The sequence below is a fragment of the Sphingomonas sp. BK036 genome (assembly GCF_004216825.1).
GTDB lineage: Bacteria > Pseudomonadota > Alphaproteobacteria > Sphingomonadales > Sphingomonadaceae > Sphingomonas.
In genome coordinates, this window is sequence record NZ_SGXR01000011.1 from 1 (window position 1) to 16339 (window position 16339).

Annotated in this window: 16 protein-coding genes; 9 read left to right on the forward strand and 7 right to left on the reverse strand. The window is 64.1% G+C overall.

Annotated elements, in window-relative coordinates; genetic code table 11:
* Positions 1-62 precede the first annotated feature (62 nt).
* From EV283_RS18815 to EV283_RS18830, 4 genes are all read left to right on the forward strand, one after another.
* On the forward strand, positions 63-386 hold the full coding sequence (locus tag EV283_RS18815; protein ID WP_130328080.1) for a YnfA family protein: 324 nt from the start codon (positions 63-65) through the stop codon (positions 384-386).
* A complete protein-coding gene (gene arsH, locus EV283_RS18820) occupies positions 386-1144 on the forward strand; it encodes an arsenical resistance protein ArsH (protein WP_130328082.1) in 759 nt (252 codons plus the stop codon). The genes EV283_RS18815 and arsH overlap by 1 nt, the downstream gene beginning before the upstream one ends.
* A 111-nt stretch (positions 1145-1255) precedes the next feature.
* On the forward strand, positions 1256-1558 hold the full coding sequence (locus EV283_RS18825; protein ID WP_130328084.1) for a hypothetical protein: 303 nt from the start codon (positions 1256-1258) through the stop codon (positions 1556-1558).
* Between the two features lie 37 nt (positions 1559-1595).
* Positions 1596-1784 (forward strand): hypothetical protein, encoded by a 189-nt coding sequence (locus tag EV283_RS18830; RefSeq protein ID WP_041394287.1) that lies wholly within the window; start codon positions 1596-1598, stop codon positions 1782-1784.
* A gap of 243 nt (positions 1785-2027) precedes the next feature.
* On the opposite strand, the gene EV283_RS18835 is transcribed toward EV283_RS18830, so the two are convergent.
* The 5 genes from EV283_RS18835 to EV283_RS18855 form a co-directional block, all read right to left on the reverse strand.
* Entirely contained in the window at positions 2028-2714 is a 687-nt protein-coding gene (locus EV283_RS18835) for a transporter (protein ID WP_130328086.1), read from the reverse strand.
* A 3-nt stretch (positions 2715-2717) separates the two neighbouring features.
* Complete coding sequence (locus EV283_RS18840) at positions 2718-5951, reverse strand: CusA/CzcA family heavy metal efflux RND transporter (RefSeq protein ID WP_130328088.1); 3234 nt, start codon at positions 5949-5951, stop codon at positions 2718-2720.
* A gap of 3 nt (positions 5952-5954) precedes the next feature.
* Positions 5955-7124, reverse strand: coding sequence for an efflux RND transporter periplasmic adaptor subunit (locus EV283_RS18845; protein WP_130328090.1), 1170 nt, complete (start codon positions 7122-7124; stop codon positions 5955-5957).
* Positions 7124-8386 carry a TolC family protein gene (locus tag EV283_RS18850; protein ID WP_130328092.1) on the reverse strand — a complete coding sequence of 421 codons (1263 nt, stop codon included), beginning with the start codon at positions 8384-8386 and terminating at the stop codon, positions 7124-7126. Before EV283_RS18850 ends, EV283_RS18845 begins: the two co-directional genes overlap by 1 nt.
* A 420-nt stretch (positions 8387-8806) precedes the next feature.
* On the reverse strand, positions 8807-9469 hold the full coding sequence (locus EV283_RS18855) for a cation transporter (RefSeq protein WP_031393021.1): 663 nt from the start codon (positions 9467-9469) through the stop codon (positions 8807-8809).
* A 69-nt stretch (positions 9470-9538) separates the two neighbouring features.
* Between EV283_RS18855 and EV283_RS18860 the strand changes: the two genes are divergently transcribed.
* Positions 9539-9943: a helix-turn-helix domain-containing protein gene (locus tag EV283_RS18860; RefSeq protein ID WP_234387586.1), complete on the forward strand. Its 405-nt coding sequence runs from the start codon at positions 9539-9541 to the stop codon at positions 9941-9943.
* A 49-nt stretch (positions 9944-9992) separates the two neighbouring features.
* Here EV283_RS18860 and EV283_RS18865 read toward each other — a convergent pair whose 3' ends face one another.
* Together EV283_RS18865 and traA are read right to left on the reverse strand one after the other, a co-directional pair.
* Complete coding sequence (locus EV283_RS18865) at positions 9993-10721, reverse strand: DUF6118 family protein (protein ID WP_192003774.1); 729 nt, start codon at positions 10719-10721, stop codon at positions 9993-9995.
* A gap of 61 nt (positions 10722-10782) precedes the next feature.
* Entirely contained in the window at positions 10783-13755 is a 2973-nt protein-coding gene (traA, locus tag EV283_RS18870) for a Ti-type conjugative transfer relaxase TraA (protein WP_031393024.1), read from the reverse strand.
* Between the two features lie 174 nt (positions 13756-13929).
* Here traA and EV283_RS18875 point away from each other — a divergent pair, with 174 nt between their 5' ends.
* From EV283_RS18875 to EV283_RS18890, 4 genes are read left to right on the forward strand one after another with little or no spacing between them, the layout of a single operon-like run.
* A complete protein-coding gene (locus EV283_RS18875; protein ID WP_031393025.1) occupies positions 13930-14259 on the forward strand; it encodes a conjugal transfer protein TraD in 330 nt (109 codons plus the stop codon).
* 13 nt (positions 14260-14272) lie between these two features.
* Positions 14273-14497 carry a conjugal transfer protein TraD gene (locus EV283_RS18880; RefSeq protein WP_031393026.1) on the forward strand — a complete coding sequence of 75 codons (225 nt, stop codon included), beginning with the start codon at positions 14273-14275 and terminating at the stop codon, positions 14495-14497.
* Complete coding sequence (locus tag EV283_RS18885) at positions 14494-14775, forward strand: hypothetical protein (RefSeq protein WP_031393027.1); 282 nt, start codon at positions 14494-14496, stop codon at positions 14773-14775. The genes EV283_RS18880 and EV283_RS18885 overlap by 4 nt, the downstream gene beginning before the upstream one ends.
* Positions 14775-16325, forward strand: coding sequence for a type IV secretory system conjugative DNA transfer family protein (locus tag EV283_RS18890; RefSeq protein ID WP_082446614.1), 1551 nt, complete (start codon positions 14775-14777; stop codon positions 16323-16325). Before EV283_RS18885 ends, EV283_RS18890 begins: the two co-directional genes overlap by 1 nt.
* The last annotated feature ends 14 nt before the right edge of the window (positions 16326-16339 follow it).

Genomic DNA, 16339 nt, shown 5'->3' on the forward strand with positions numbered 1-16339 from the left:
ACGCTAACGATCCCGGTGCTGCTGGTAACGCTCGCGGCACTCGCGATCAGAATCAGCATGGTATGACGGCGCTCGTGTATCTGGCCGCGGCACTCGCGGAAATCGCAGGCTGCTTTGCCTTTTGGGCATGGTTGCGGCTGGGCAAATCGCCCCTGTGGCTCGCTCCAGGCATAGCCTCGCTTATGCTGTTCGCCTGGCTGCTGACACGCGTGGATAGCGACGCAGCGGGGAGGGCCTATGCTGCCTATGGCGGCGTCTACATCTGCGCATCGCTTATCTGGCTGTGGGCTGTCGAAGGGGTAAGGCCCGATCGCTGGGACGCGGGTGGAGCTGCACTTTGCCTGATCGGCACCTGTATCATTCTGCTTGGCCCAAGGACCGCCTGATGCCGCTCCGCACTCTCTCCGATCCTGATAATCTGCCCGCGCTCGATCAGCGCTATGTGCTCGATCGTCCTGCCCTTGGGCTGGGCCCTGGTGATCCGCCTCCGCGTATCCTGTTGCTCTACGGCTCCCTGCGGGAGCGGTCCTTCTCGCGGCTGTGCGTCGAAGAAGCTGCTCGCCTGCTACAATTTTTCGGCTGCGAAACGCGTATCTTCGATCCTTCGACCCTGCCGCTGCCCGATCAGGTGACGGGGGACGATCACCCGGCCGTCCACGAGTTGCGCGAACTGTCGATGTGGTCGGAGGGGCATGTATGGTGCAGCCCTGAACGACACGGCCAGATTACCGGCATCATGAAGCTGCAAGTCGATCACCTGCCACTTTCGATGGGCGGAATGCGCCCGACGCAGGGCCGAACACTCGCCGTGATGCAGGTGTCAGCCGGATCGCAATCGTTCAACAGCGTGAACACCCTGCGCGTCCTTGGCCGTTGGATGCGGATGGTGACGATCCCCAATCAATCCAGCGTCGCGAAGGCGTTTGCGGAGTTTGACGACGCCGGCCGGATGAAGCCGTCCAGCTATTACGATCGGATCGTGGATGTGATGGAGGAACTGGTGCGCTTCACGGTCCTGCTACGCCCGCACACCACGCAGCTCGTCGATCGCTATTCCGAGCGAAAGGAAGCAGGCGTGCCGATCGATAGCGCCACGGACCTTTCGAGCATCGCAACCTCACCAACGTACCGGAAAGGCGAGTAAAGTCCGCTTAGTGTGGCAAACCGCTCCTGCGACATTGTGCATCACTGAGTGGGCTTCTAGATGCATCCAATGAAACGCCGGGCTCGCCCACTCCCCAAGATATTGCATTCCATGGCGTTTTTCGTCTTGGCGGTGATGTTGCTGGTCCGGCTTGGCCCGCTCTGCGAGACGATGGCGATGGCCGCGCCTCCGGCTGCGTCCGCGATGATGGACTGCACCAGCAAATCAGCAGGCGCTCCCGTCAAAAAGGCGCCTGCGTCGGCCTGCGCCATACCGTGCGTTGCGGTTGCAGGCGAAACCGTCGAGCATATCGAGCTGGTTCCTTCCTCCCGTCTATCGCCTTGGCCGGCTCCACAGACGGGCCTTTTAGGCATGGCATACGCTCCGGCCACGCCCCCTCCGCAAACCGTGTGACGTCGAACACCATCACACGTAAACTTCGGAGAATATCATGACCAAGTTCAAGCTCATCAGCGCTGCCTTCGCCCTCACCCTGTCGACTGGCGCATTCGCCGCTGTCGCCAATTGCTGCGCCGACATGGCGTGCTGCAAGGACGGTGCGGACTGCTGCAAGGATGGCGCAAAAGCCAAGGCTGCGGATTGCTGCGATCATGCCAAGGGCGGCATGAAGCACGGCTAAAGCTGGATAGGGGCGGGGAACCGCCCCTATTTTTCTAGTCTATGTCTACTCGGCGCGGCACGCCGTCCCGCCACGGTCGCTGCGACGAGCGGAGAGTTACCCGCAAGGTTGAGGCTCTCCCCCGAACCGCATCCATCGTTCGTCCCATCTCGCGCGCGATTACCGCCAGAGTTTGCTTGGCCTCGATACGCCGACGAAGCTCGGCGTCATCATCATCGGTCCACGGCGTTCCACGTCGAGCGGTCAGCCCAAAAACTCCTCGATCAGGAGCAATCCCAGAAACCCGATGAAAAACATCGCGCTGATAAGCGGGGTGTCCGGCTTCTCGTGTGCCTCGACCAACAGCTCTTCCGTCACGAGGTAGAGCAGCGCCATCAGACCGAAACTGAGAAACCCGGCGATGACGACGGGCGGAAACGTCGCAACGGGAGTCGCTATCGCCGCACCGATCGGGAGCAACAAGGCGATCCCCATTGTAATCCCGATGATCCGCGCCTTGGACTTGATCGTCTCGCCCAACTCGGTCGTCACGGTCAGTCCGAGAAACAGCACCTCCAACGTCAACGCGATCGTCAGCAACACGCCGGCCTTCCCGCCAGCGACGAACGCCAACCCGAGAACAAGCCCGTCGATCAGGATATCCACTGCGACCGCGCCCAACATAGCGATCGGGCCACTGGCGCGACCCTCAAGGGCTTTGAGCGACAGCATCACGAGAATGCCAAGCGCGCCGCCTGTGAATGTCGCGATCGGTGAACCTTCGTGCATCACCTGGGGCAGGATCTCGGCTGCCGCTGCGGCGAACACGACGCCTGCCGCCAAGTGCTGCATAGCGCTTACGAAGGCATCACTTGGCCGTCTCGATACCGCGAATAGCGAGCCGATCAGTACGGCGACGACGGGAATGAGCGTGAAGGCAACGGCCTGCATAGCTTAAGCCCTCACGCTGTCATGATTCAAAGGCGGCAGTTCGATGTGTCCCCCTGATGAGGCTGGCAGCTCGCGCCGTCCGAAACGAGCGTAGAGCGTCGGCAGCACGAACAAGGTGAGCAAGGTTGCGGATATCAGGCCACCAATGACGACGGTCGCCAGCGGCTTTTGCACCTCGGCTCCAGCACCATGACCAAGTGCCATCGGCACGAAGCCAAGCGACGCAACGAGCGCCGTCATCGCAACTGGCCGGAGCCGCGCCAGAGCGCCTTGATGCGCCGCTACCGCACGATCCATGCCTTGCCGCATCAGATCATGGATGGACGACACCATGACCAGCCCGTTGAGAACCGCGACACCCGATAGCGCGATGAAGCCGACTGCCGCTGAAATGGAGAACGGCATGCCTCTTAGCACCAGCGCAAGGATGCCTCCGACCAGCGCCAGCGGAACGCCGGTAAACACGATCAACGCATCCCTGACGGAACCAAGCGCGCCGTAGAGCAGGAACATGATGACCACGAAGCAGATCGGCACCACAACGCTGAGCCGATCGCGGGCGGATGCCAGGTTCTCGAACTGACCGCCCCATTCGAGATACGTGCCGGGCGGCAATTTCACCTGAGCGTCGATGGCTGACCGGGCATCAGCCACGACACCCGCCACGTCTCGATCGCGCACGTTGGCCTGCACCACGACACGCCGCTTGCCGTTCTCGCGACTGATCTGGTTGGGACCATCGACGACGGCGATATCCGCCACAGTCGATAGCGGTACGAAGCCGCCACTGCCGGTCGGCACCGGGACCTGAGCAACCGCCGTCAAATCGGATCGTGAGCTTTCTGCCATCCGGATCACGACGGGGAAGCGACGATCGCCTTCAAAGATCACGCCAGCCTGTCGGCCGCCAATGGCTGCGGCAACCGTGTCCTGCACGTCACCGGCCGTTACCCCGACGCGGGACATGGCGGTACGGTTCGGCCGGATATCGAGCATCGGCAAACCTTCGGTTTGTTCGACCCGCACGTCTGCTGCACCCCGCGTCTTTCGAAGGATGCCGGCGATCCGATCTGCGGTCGCGTTCATCTCGCCAAAGTCATCGCCAAAGACCTTGATCGCGATATCGCCGCGCACGCCTGCAATCAGCTCGTTGAACCGCATCTGGATTGGCTGGGTGATCTCATAGGCGTTGCCCGGCAGGGTGGAGAGGCGCTTTTCCAGCCGCTCCACCAGCTCTTCCTTGGACAGGCCGGGGTCGGGCCACTCCTTCTTCGGCTTCAAGATGACAAACGTGTCAGTCGCGTTAGGCGGCATTGGGTCCGATGCGATTTCGGACGTGCCGGTGCGGGAGAAGGCAAAACGGACCTCAGGGGCCTTGGCGAGTGCCTTTTCCACCTGGAATTGCATTGCCTGGCTCTGATCGACCGATGTGCCGGGGATGCGAACTGCCTGCACGAGAATGTTGCCCTCATCGAGCTGCGGCAAGAACTCTTGCCCCAATGTCGTGAAGGCTGCCCCGGCAAGCGCCAGCGCACCGATCGCAACGCCGATGGTAAGGGTGGGCCGGCGCATCGCCGCATCAAGTCCCGGCTCATAGCGCTGCCGGAGGAACGTGACGACGCGGCTTTCCTTCTCCTCGACCCGCTTGCTGAGCCAGATCGCAATCGCTGCCGGTATGAAGGTCAGCGACAGGATGAAGGCGAACACCAAAGCAATGATGACGGTGAGCGCCATCGGCTCGAACATCTTGCCTTCGACACCCGTGAAGGTGAGCAACGGCGCATAGACCAAGATGATAATAGCCTGCCCGTACACCGATGGGCGGATCATCTCGCGCGCCGATGCCGCGACAATCCCGAGACGTTGCTCGATCGTCAGCACGTCATCGCGACCATGCTGCGCCTCGCCCAAACGCCGTAATGCGTTCTCCACGATAATGACCGCGCCATCCACGATCAGACCAAAGTCGAGCGCACCAAGGCTCATCAGATTGGCCGAAACGCCCGCCTCCAACATGCCGATGCTGGTCAGCAGCATCGTAATCGGAATGACGCAGGCCGCGATCAGCGCCGCGCGAAAATTGCCAAGCAGCGCAAACAGGACGACGATCACCAGCACCGCACCTTCGGCAAGGTTGCGGGCAACCGTCGAAATTGTGGAGTTCACAAGCTCGGTCCGGTTCATCACCGGCTTCACAACCACATCGACCGGCAACGAGCGGCCGATCTGCGTCAGCCGTTCGGCAACGCCAGTCGATACCGTGCGGCTATTTTCCCCGATCCGCATGACCGCGGTCCCGACGACAACCTCATGGCCGTTTTCCGACGCCGATCCCATGCGCAGCCCTTGTCCGGTGCGAACGGTCGCAATCTGGTTGAGCAGGATCGGAACGCTCTCGCGGGTGGCAACGACGGTACGGGCCAGCTCGTCGGCGTTGCGGACACGCCCATCCGATCGAACCGCCAGCCCTTCGCCGTTGCGGTTGACCACGCCCGCGCCCGCGCTGGTATTGCTGCGCTGAAGGGCGGTCGTTAGATCCTGAAGCGTTAGCCGCATCGCTGCCATGCGCTGTACGTCTGGAACGACGAGATATTCCTTGGTGTAGCCACCAAGGGAGTCGACGCCGGCAAGCCCGGCCGTGCTTTTTAGCTGCGGCGTGACGATCCAATCCTGCACAGTGCGCAGGTAGGTCGCCTTGTCGGCGTCACTGACGAGGTGATCCCCCTCGGGGGTGATATAGCTGGCATCGCGTTGCAGGCCGGGTTCGCCGTTGCGGTGATGGACCTGATCCAGCTCGCGATATTCGACCGTCCACATGAAGATATCGCCAAGGCCCGTGGCGATCGGCCCCATCTCGGGGTTCACACCTTCGGGAAGGTCTTCCTCAGCGGTTCGCAGGCGTTCCGCGACCTGCGCCCGCGCAAAGTAGATATCGGTCTTTTCCGTGAAAACCGCTGTGATCTGGGCAAAGCCATTTCGGCTTAGCGAGCGGGTATATTCAAGGCCGGGAATGCCCGCGAGCGCGGTTTCGACGGTGAACGCAACCTGCTTCTCGATCTGATCAGGGGAGAGGGCAGGGGCAACGACGTTGATCTGCACCTGGTTGTTGGTGATGTCGGGTACGGCGTCGATTGGAAGCTGACGCAGCGCGCCAATCCCCAGCAATGCAGCCGCGATGGTGAGAAGCAGGACGAGCCAGCGCTTCTCGACGGAGAGGGTGACGATGCGACCGATCATGGCTCAGTCCTCATCCCCGCCCGCACCCTTGCCGAGTTCGGCTTTGAGCGTGAAGCTGTTGGTGGAAGCGATGCGCTCCGAGCCGGTAAGGCCGGCCGTGACCGTGACCTGTCCGCCATTGGTGCGGCCAAGCGTCACAGGGATTGCCCGGAAACCTGTCGCGGTCCGGACAAAAACAAACGACTTGTCCTCAATCATCTGAACTGCGGCCGATGGCACAGCGACGGTCCGATCCCCGGTCGCAGGAACGAGGATCGATACGTTGACCGTTTCGCCGACGCGCCATGTGCTGCCGGCGTTGTCGAGGGTGGCGATCACCGGCACCAATCGGGTCGTCTCGTCCAGAATGGGGGACACGAAAGTGACGCGCCCCTCCTCACGCCGCCCCGGTGCCGTTACTTCGACACGCACGCCGGGTTTCACCCGACCGGCATCGGTGGGGACGAGTGATGTGGTGACAGTGACCTTCGACAGATTGGCGACGCGGAACAGCTCTGCATCGGCCGCGACGGCTTGCCCGAGGGTGGCCGATCGCGCGATGACCTGGCCGGCGATCGGCGAGCGAACCGCGATGCGGTTGAGCGCGCCGCCTCCGCTGCCTGTTGCTGACAACTGCTGCTGTGCCAGGCGAAGGGCAATGCTGGCCTCCGTTGCGGCCGTTCGCGCTGCGACCAGATCCTGCTCTGGCGAAACCCGTTCAGCGAACAAACGCTGTTCGCGGCGAAGGTTCGATTGGGCGAGTGCGGAACGCGCGCGCGCGGCTTCTACCTCCGCTTTCAGTGATGCCGCTTCCCGGCTTTCGATGATAGCCAGCGGGTCTCCCCGGCTGACTGACTGCCCGAGATTGCGGGTGAGGGAAACGAGCCGACCGCCTACGGAGGTGGACACAACCTGCACACCCTGAGGATCGCCCTCGATCGTTGCCGATAGCTCGATCGCTCCTGCCACACCGCCTACTGTAGGACGCGTAACTTCTATCCCGGCATCCGCGATCTGCTGCGCGGACAGGGTGACGATATCCTTTGGACCCTCCTTGGCTTCGTCGGCCTCGGCACCTTCGATCTTCTCGGCTCCGGCCTTCTCACCGGCCTCGCTGTTGCCACCCCCGCCGCACCCGGCAAGGAGGATAGCCAGGGTCACAGGCGCGAGCGCCCGTATGATGATCTTCGTCATTAATTGGTTTCCTCGGGCGAGGGCGCTGCGGCAACGAGCCGTTCGAGGCGTGCCTTGGCGTCGTGATAGGTGGCGAGCGCATCGATCGCGGCGGTTCGTGTTTCGGACAGGGTACGTTCGGCATCGAGCAAATCGAGCTGCCCGAACTTGCCCTCCCGGTAGCCTATCCGGGCAATACGAGCGGCTTCGCTTGCCGATGCCAATGCCGGCCCGCTGGCGTTACGAGCGGTCGTCGCGGCATTTGCGACGTTTGCCTGTGCGCTTGCGATATCCTGCGCGGTATCCAGCTCGGCGACGCGACGTAGCGCCTGCGCCTGATCGGTCTGCGCCCGCGCCTGCGTCACTGCCGCCTTGCCGTTGTTGAACAGCGGAAACGGGATAGACACCCCGAACACCGCTGCCACGTCGTTCGTAGCCTCAAGCCGGCGTGCGCTGGCGCTAAGTGTCACGTCGGGAATGCGCTGCGACCTGGCAAGCCGCACCTGTGCCTCTGCCGTTGTCACGTCTGCGCGGGTCGCTGCCAATGCCAACGTCCCTGCGGTCTCGATCGGCCGTGCCGGACCAAAGCCCTCAACGCGATTGAACCACGCCAAGTCCAACGGTCCCCTGAGGGGTCGGCTGATCCGTCGGGCAAGATTACTTCGCGCGACCTCGGCAAGCCGCTCTGCGCGCTCCACAGCCGTCTCCGCGTTGATCCGCAATACATCGGCGCGCTGCTGTTCGAGCGGTGATGCTCGCCCCGCTTGAACGCGGACGCCGGCTGCGCGCGATGCTTCGCGGGCGATACCGGCCTGCTCGCGCGCGGTCACCAGTCGGCGTTCCGCTGCGGTCGCCTCGATGTAGAGCTGCGTGATGGCAAGCCGTAGATCGGCCGCGGCCAACGCCGTGCCTATCCGCGCTCGATTGCCAATCGCGTCCGCGACGGCGATCCGTGCCGATCGTTTTCCACCCAGTTCGATCGGTAGTGCCAGACCTGCCGTTGTCTCGGCGCTGCGAAGGCCCCGATATTGACCGCTGCCGGCAATGTTCTCGGTCTCGGCGATGATCGACGGGTTCGGCCGGTAGCCGGCAACCGTGCGGCCTGCCTCTGCTGCCCGGACGCCAGCCGTGGCAGCCTCAAGGCTGGGGGCGGTCGCTCCGGCAAGTGAAAGCGCTTGCTCAAGGGTGAGCGGGGGACTGGTCGATGTTAGATCGGCTGACTGCGCCTGTGCGATCGACGCGCAGGACGCCACGGCCAATAAGGCCGCAATAAAACGGTGCATGGGTAATGGACTCCTGACGAACCTTGGGCGTCCGCACGGGCTTTCCCGGCGGAATTAGGCGTTGGTCAGGCTTGGGGAGGACGTAGGGCTGGGTCCGACGCTACCGGAGCCTTAGGCGCATTGCGCCACACCGATGCAGTCATACGAACGCTGCTGGCTGGTCCGGTTGAATTGGACGCGATCGGCACGCCGACGTGATGGCCGTGGCAACCGCCATGATGGTGAGGATACGCCTTGTCGGCGTCTGCCGGCACTTGGTCAGCGTCGCCGTCGCAATGATCGAGGGAGCTGACCGCTGTGGTATCAATGCACGTCACGCCTTCGGTCGCATGCGCGACTGATCCAAGCCCGAGCATAAGCACGAGCATGAAACTGAGGAGCAGGGCGAAAAGGCGGTGCATCGGCCCGCGCCTTAGCAGCTTACCGACTGCCATGTAACGACTGCTGGTAACTAGCGGGGGCGGATAAAGGCTCGCCGTGCATTTCGGCGCGTGCCTGCCGCATGATCTGAACACCGCCGGATATTCCCAACACAGCCATCAAAGCGGCGACGGCAAGATCAGGCCACGCGCTGTTTAGGCCGAACACTCCGCCTGCGGCCAGTACGACGGCGATGTTGCCGATCGCGTCATTGCGCGAGCAAATCCATACCGATCTCATGTTCGCATCACCACTTCGGAAGCGGTACAGCATGACCGCGACCACAAGGTTCGCGATCAGCGCCGCGATGCCAACCATGCCCATAATCTCGGCATGGGGCGTTGCGTCGTGGAGCGCCCCCCATCCCGCCGCGAACAGGACATAGATGCCTAGCAAAGCAAGCGTCGCCCCCTTCAACATCGCAGCGCGTGCACGCCAGGCCATCGCCATCCCGGCAACGCCAAGGCTGATTGCGTAGTTCGCAGTATCCCCAAAAAAGTCGAGCGCGTCGGCTTGGAGTGCCTTCGATCCACCCGTGATGCCGGCAATGATTTCGATAACGAACATGCCGCCATTGATGGCGAGCGCAATCCATAGCGCTCGGCGCCACTTGGGGTCGTTGAGAGTACCCGCCTTGTCGGACGCGCAGCTTGTGCAGGCCATGTTCGCCACCTCGATAGAATCGATCTGACAGCCTATATGCACCCTCTAGTCGCTAGAGGGTCAAGCGCTGTGTCTGAGAAACTGACGATCGGAAAACTGGCCGGTGCGACCGGCACCAAGGTCGAGACGATCCGCTACTATGAGCAGATTGGCTTGCTGCCGGCTCCTGAGCGATCGGCGGGAAACTATCGGACCTATGAGGGCGCGCATCTACGCCGCCTTTCCTTCATCCGTCGTGCGCGCGATCTTGGCTTCTCGATCGACCAAGTACGCGAGTTGATGGGGCTTGCCGATCACCGCGATCGGTCGTGCATCGCTGTCGATGTCGTTGCCAACCAACACCGCGACGCGATCAGACGCAAAATTGCAGACCTCACCGCGCTTGCTGGTGAACTCGACGCGTTGATAGATTCCTGTAGCCGCAACACCGTCGCCGACTGCCGGATCATCGAAGCACTTGCCCCTTCCGCATAGCGCATCGCTGCTGTCCGGTGGAATGATCGGCTTGCACCGCTTGGGCACTTCAATCCGTGGAGCTGACGATCGCACTTCTTGCCGCCCCGTCATCCTGACTGATCTCGATGGTACAGCGCACCGTCTTCTTAGTCCTCACAGCTATCTTGTAGCAGGCTTGCACAGCCTTGCGATTTGCGGTGATGATCCGATCGGCTGCCGCGATGTTAGCGAAAGCCTCCGGCCCAGCAGCTCGCATGAGGCGCTGCCCTGCTTCCCATTTCGGTAGGTCGAGCGTGCGCGCTGCCATCCACTCGGGCACCTGCCACTTCGCCGGGAGCTCGCGCGCGATGATCCCCGGCACGATCGTCCATAGCAGCGCCCCGCCCAGGCACGCTCCCGCACCGACCTGCCACAAGGTACGGCGCTGCTCGTCCGCACGGCGGGCCGAACCGCCGATACCGTGCAAAGCGGTCGTCGCCTTGTCCATCTTCTCACCGGCGGTCGCGATCATGCGCCGATCCTCGTCGCGGGCATGGCCGCCAGCCGCGACGATCCGGTCGGCGACATAGCGCGGCGCGACATTGTCCTCGGCCGTTTTCGCCAGCACGCCGACATTTTGCATGGTTGCGTTGAGCGCCTTCGCCATTTTCCCCAGCGTCTCGCTGTAATCGGGTATCTCCGGCACCTCGGCGCGCTCCGCGGACAGCCGCTCGACGGCGCGGCGCAACAGCGCAAGCTCACCGCGGACACCTTCAAACGCCTCCGCTGCGGCGTCCAGTTCGTGATCGTCACCCATGCACTTCTTCCCCTTTACTGCATGAAACCACAAACCGGATCGTACCCGAAAGCACGAACCGTCACCGGCTCATCCCCCGATCCCGGTCGCGCCCACGATCGAGCGACGACGACAGCGCATCGCCGATCGACCGCTCGCTTTCCTGCTTCAGCGCCAGGTCGGGTGCATGGCGACGCAGTGCGGATTCGAGCTGCGGGTCGCGGTGCAGCCCGCCCGCCACCTTCTCCATCCGCTCACGCAACCGCTCGGCACCGGCACTGTCGCCGGCCCGCTCCATTCCTGCCCGCGCCTGCTGCATTTTCTGCCAGCCTTCCACGAACCGCTCGGCACGCGCGTCCGGGTCTAGCCGCACACGCTTCTCGTCGGCCATCGCGCGTGTCGCGCCAACTGTGTTGCCGCCCGACACCTGCTCGATAAGCTTCGGATCACGCGCAAGCGCCGATGCAAGGTCGCGCGCGGCATGGGGACGGGTCGCGTCCAGCCTCTCGCCAGCCTTCTGCAAAGCGCTCTCCTGATGCGGCAGCACCGGCAGACCCTTGTTGCGCATCCGGCCGATATCGCCCGCGGCACGTGCATAGCGTTCGATCGCCTTGGCCTGAGAGACGTCCAAGGTGGTGTTAATCGGCCCCCCCTGGCTGCGATCACGGGCGGTGTTAATCAGACCCCCCTGGCCGTGATCGCGGGCAGTGTTAATCGCCCCCTCTTTCGCGACAGCCGGCTTTGGCCGGAAACCGGCAAACATGCCCTTGGCCTTGTCGCGCACCTTCTCGACCATCTGGCGTGCGAGTTCCGGGAACCGGATCTCGCGCCGATCGGCGAACGCCCGCGCCTGATCCTGCTCGGGCTTAGCGTAATCGCCCGCCATGTCCTTGCCGCGATCACGCGAGAGCGCGCGGACGAGCTGGCGCTGGTCGCTGAAGTCGTCGCGGCCATAGTGGAGCTGCACGTCGTCACGATGACGCGACATGCCGACATAGGCGCTGTGCCGGTCCATGCCGGGGGTGGCGAGGACGTGCGCGCGATCGACCGTCACGCCCTGCGATTTATGGAACGTCGCCGCATAGCCATGATCGACATGGGCATAGTCCTTGGTGTCGAACGCGACGCCGCGCCCGTCATCGAGGCGCACCGCCATGCCCTCGGACGATACCCGCTCGATCGTCGCCAGCGTGCCGTTCTTCACCCCCATGCCGCGCTCGTTGCGCAGGAACATGATGCGGTCGCCCGTCGCGAACTGCCGCTCACCGCGCTCGGCCTTCACCGTCACGTCGTCGCCAAGGTCGCCGGATGCGCGCAACCGGTTGCGCGCCTCGCCATTGAGGCTCTGCACTTCGGCGTTGGTGTGGGTGAGGATGATCCGGGTCTTGCCCGGCTCGGTCTGGCGTGCGCGATCCCAACCGTCCACCAGCTCGCCCCGCGCCTCGTCACGGTTGTCGGCGACGTGGACCATGCCCTTGCTGTCATAGGCATGGATCGCCTCGCCGGTGCGCCCGGTCGCCAGCGCACGCGTGGCGTCGCGCTGCCAGTCCTCGCGCTGCCGGCGTATCTCGGTGATCTCGGCCGCGCCGTGGCGCTCGGTGACGCTGCGAAAGGCCGCGCCGGCCTCGATCGCCTGCAACTGCTCGGGGTCGCCGACCATCACGACCTTGGCCCCGGCATCGCGTGCTTGGGACAGCACCCGCTCCATCTGACGCGAGCCGATCATGCCGGCCTCGTCCACCACCAACACGTCCCTTGGGCCTAGCTGTTCACGCCCCCGCCCCCATGCGTGTTCAAGGCTGGCGATGGTGCGGGACTGGATGCCGGACCCGCCCTCAAGGTTCTCGGCCGCGATGCCTGACAACGCCGCGCCGCGCACCGTGTAGCCCTGCCCCTCCCAAGCCTCGCGCGCGACGCCCAGCATCGCCGATTTACCGCTGCCGGCATAGCCGACGACGGACGCCAGCCCACTGTTGCCGGTGACGTGATCGAAGGCGTCGCGCTGCTCGCTCGACAGGACAAGCCCTCGGCCCTCGGCTGCGTCGATCGCGGCGTCACGATGCCGATCGACGATGCCATGCGCGGCGCGGCCCGCCAGCTCGTCGCTCGCGCGCTCAAGCCGGTTCTCCACCGCGATCATGTCGCGGCTGGTGAACCGCTCCTGGTCGCGCCCGTCCTTCCCCAATGCGACCAGCTCGGGGCTGGCGCGCACCGCCCCCATCACCTGGTCGAACTGCTCCTTGCCGTCGCTGTGCCGGAAGGCGAACGTCGCCAGGTCGCGAGTGGTGAACGTGGCCTGCTGCCGCGTGATCGCGTCCAGCGCGACATTGGGATCGGCGATGATCTTCTCGCCGTTCTCACGAGCGATGCGCGTGTGATCCTCGATCCGCTCCGCCTCAAGCCCCTGCTCCGGACGACGCGATGCGGCCGGGCCGATCTTGTGCTGCGGTTCCAGCCCGATCCCCTGCGCCTCGTAACTGCGGTGGTCGATGCGACCCTCAAGCCCAAGCTCGGCCATGCGCTCATTAACGTGGGCGCTCCACGCCTCGCGCCAGTCCTTCAAAAGCTCGGTCGAGTTCCAGTCGCGGTTCTTCTTCCCGAACCCCTCCGGCCCCACGTCGCGCATCGCAAGCATGACATGCGCGTGCGGCTTGGGCGTGCCGTCCTTCGCCTTGTCCCAATGCACGTTCAGATCCGCGACCATCCCGCGATCGACAAACTGCTGCTTCACGAAATCGCGCGCTAGCTGGACGCCCTGTTTCTCATTCATCTCGCGCGGAATCGAGAACTCCACCTCGCGGGCAAGCTGAGCGTCCTTGCGTTTCTCGCCTGCCTCCACCTCGTTCCACAAGGTCGTGCGGTCGTTTAAACGCTCCGGTGCGCCCTGTGGCAACATCACTTCGGAGTGGATCACGCCTGCCTTGTTGCTGAAGTCGTGATTCCGGTTCAACCGATCGTCGTGCAGCTCGGATGCGGAGCGATAGGCGGCGCTCGCGACGGCGCTCGATCCGTTCGCGCGGCTCACAACCTTGGCGGAGAAATGGTAGATCGCCATGACGCCCTGCTTATTGCACTTCTGAGCGCACGTCGGCAACGACGTATAAGCGCGCACTCATCCTCCGCTTCGCTCCTCCTGATTGACTTGGTGCTGCGTTCTGCTCGTTCTGGCTTTACCCATATGCTCGGCGCGCTAAGATGTTGATGAGCGATACGCGGAAGGGTAAAGGCGATGCGGAAGGTTCGCGATTACGATGCCGAGCTGAAGGCACTGGGTGACAAGGCCCGCGCGCTCAAGGCAAAGCGGGTCGAACAGCTTGGCCAGCTCGTCGTTGCGACCGGGGCCGATGCGCTTGATCCGGAAACCCTCGCCGGGGTGCTGCTCGATGCGATCGGATCAAAGGATGCGGGCGCGAAGGAGGCATGGCGCGCGAAGGGCGCGGCCTTCTTTCAACGACGTGGGCGCAAAGGTGGCGGCGCTGCTGCAATCGACGGATCGGGCACTGCGACTGAACCAGGCGGCGACGCTGCGGGCGGAAGCGGCGGAACGGCGAACGGATAGCAGGGGCTGGGTCGTGCAACGTCGCGAACGAACACGCCATCTGATTGAACTGGGCGGGCTGGTCCAGAAAGCCGGGCTGGTCGAGCTGACCGACGACGATCGCGCCACGCTCTACGGCGCGCTGCTCGATCTCGCCGGGCGTGGTCGCGGCGACGATGCTGGCGACGTGCTGGCGCTATGGAAGCGGCGCGGCAAGCGGGCGTTCGACGCGGAAGCGGAAGGGAGCGAAGCGCAATGAGCGATTTCGATATCGAGACGATCCGTGCCCAAGTCCGCGCGATGAATTTCGTGCGCGGCACGCCGGCGGAAATCGCGATGTGGCATGAGGACATGGCGGACTCGCGCGCCAACCTGGTCATCGAGGACATGATCCCGACGCCCAACGACGATGCGTTCTTCGCGATGATGCTTGACGAGGGCGTGCCCCCTCCCCTTGTATCGCAAATCCTGCTCCGGCTGCTCGATCATCCCGACTCCGACCGGTCCTTGCCGGTCACGCCGATGGAAGCGCACTGATGCCGAGGCGACGGATCAGCCCGCTGTTCGCGGTCTTCGTCGCCTTCGTGGTGCTGATGGCGAGCAACGCCTGGCTCAAGGGCATCTTCGGCTATGGTGAGATTGCGACCGACATTCCGTTCCTGCTGGCCGGCGCGATCCTGTTCCTGGCTTGGCGCTTCAACCGGCGCGCCGCCAACCAGCGGAGCGATCTGCTCGGCTCCGCTCGTTTCGGCGACCGAACCGACGTGCGAAAGCTGGAGGCGAACGGAGATCTCCTGATTGGCCGCTCGGCGAAGTCAGGCAAGCTGCTGCATTACGACGGCGCGGCGCATCTGCTAACGATGGCACCCACCCGGTCGGGCAAGGGCGTCGGCACGATCATTCCCAACCTGCTGCTGCTCGATCGCTCGGTGATCTGCATCGACCCCAAGGGTGAGAATGCCCGCGTCACCGCCCGTGCGCGTGCCGCCAAGGGCAAGGTCTGGTGCCTCGATCCGTTCGGCGTGTCGGGTCAGCCGCCTGCCCGCTACAATCCGCTCGACCGGCTCGATCCCGCCAGCCTCGATCTCGCGGAAGATGCCAACACCCTCGCCGACGCCCTAGTGCATGACGCGCCGGGGCAATCGGGCGAAGCGCATTGGAACGAGGAAGCCAAGGCGCTGATCGCGGGGCTGATCCTGCATACCGTCGTCCACGAACCCGCCGACGCCCGCGTGCTGGCGACGGTGCGCGACAAGCTGACGCTCGCCCCTGCCGGCTTTGCCGCTTTGCTGGCCAAAATGCAGGACAGCGCCGGCGCCGGTGGCCTGATCGCCCGCGCCGCCAACCGCCAGCTCGGCAAGTCCGATCGCGAAGCCGCTGGCGTGCTGTCCTCGGCACAGCGCCATACCCACTTTCTCGACAGCCCTCGCATCGTCGCCAGCACCGCCGCGTCGGATTTCACCTTCGCGGGGCTGAAGGACACGACCGCCACCGTGTTCCTGTGCCTGCCGCCCGATCGGCTCGACACCTATGCGCGCTGGCTGCGGCTGCTGGTGAGCCAGGCCGTCACCGACATGGCGCGGTCCACCGCCCGTCCTGCCCGGCCCGTGCTGTTCCTGCTGGACGAGTTCGCCGCGCTCGGCCGTCTCGAACCGGTTGAACGCGCGATGGGCCTGATGGCGGGCTATGGCCTCCAGCTCTGGCCGATCCTCCAGGACATGCACCAGCTTAAGGCCACCTATGGCGAGCGCGCCGGCACCTTCATGTCCAACGCCGGCGTGATCCAGACGTTCGGGGTCAACGATCATGCCACCGCCGACATGCTCTCGCGCACGATCGGCGACACCACGATCGAATATGATACCGTCAGCACGTCGCGCGGCACCGGCTGGGGCGAAAACCGCGCTGGTCCCTCGGAGAGTGTCAGCGGGCACGTCTCCGCTCGCCGGCTCGCCACACCGGACGAAATCATGCGAATGCGGCCCGATCAGCTTCTGCTGCTCCGCCAGGGCGAAAACCCGCTCGCGGTCGAGAAAATCCGCTACTACGATCAACGCGAGTTCACTGGCCTGTTCGATCCTGCGTGACGATGTGCGAAAGG

Bases quoted from the DNA above. Each gene is read 5' to 3' on its own strand.
- EV283_RS18815 (WP_130328080.1), top strand. From the start codon at position 63: ATGACGGCGCTCGTGTATCTGGCCGCGGCACTCGCGGAAATCGCAGGC.
- arsH (WP_130328082.1), top strand. From the start codon at position 386: ATGCCGCTCCGCACTCTCTCCGATCCTGATAATCTGCCCGCGCTCGAT.
- EV283_RS18825 (WP_130328084.1), top strand. From the start codon at position 1,256: ATGGCGTTTTTCGTCTTGGCGGTGATGTTGCTGGTCCGGCTTGGCCCG.
- EV283_RS18830 (WP_041394287.1), top strand. From the start codon at position 1,596: ATGACCAAGTTCAAGCTCATCAGCGCTGCCTTCGCCCTCACCCTGTCG.
- EV283_RS18835 (WP_130328086.1), bottom strand. From the start codon at position 2,714: ATGCAGGCCGTTGCCTTCACGCTCATTCCCGTCGTCGCCGTACTGATC.
- EV283_RS18840 (WP_130328088.1), bottom strand. From the start codon at position 5,951: ATGATCGGTCGCATCGTCACCCTCTCCGTCGAGAAGCGCTGGCTCGTC.
- EV283_RS18845 (WP_130328090.1), bottom strand. From the start codon at position 7,124: ATGACGAAGATCATCATACGGGCGCTCGCGCCTGTGACCCTGGCTATC.
- EV283_RS18850 (WP_130328092.1), bottom strand. From the start codon at position 8,386: ATGCACCGTTTTATTGCGGCCTTATTGGCCGTGGCGTCCTGCGCGTCG.
- EV283_RS18855 (WP_031393021.1), bottom strand. From the start codon at position 9,469: ATGGCCTGCACAAGCTGCGCGTCCGACAAGGCGGGTACTCTCAACGAC.
- EV283_RS18865 (WP_192003774.1), bottom strand. From the start codon at position 10,721: ATGGGTGACGATCACGAACTGGACGCCGCAGCGGAGGCGTTTGAAGGT.
- traA (WP_031393024.1), bottom strand. From the start codon at position 13,755: ATGGCGATCTACCATTTCTCCGCCAAGGTTGTGAGCCGCGCGAACGGA.
- EV283_RS18875 (WP_031393025.1), top strand. From the start codon at position 13,930: ATGCGGAAGGTTCGCGATTACGATGCCGAGCTGAAGGCACTGGGTGAC.
- EV283_RS18885 (WP_031393027.1), top strand. From the start codon at position 14,494: ATGAGCGATTTCGATATCGAGACGATCCGTGCCCAAGTCCGCGCGATG.
- EV283_RS18890 (WP_082446614.1), top strand. From the start codon at position 14,775: ATGCCGAGGCGACGGATCAGCCCGCTGTTCGCGGTCTTCGTCGCCTTC.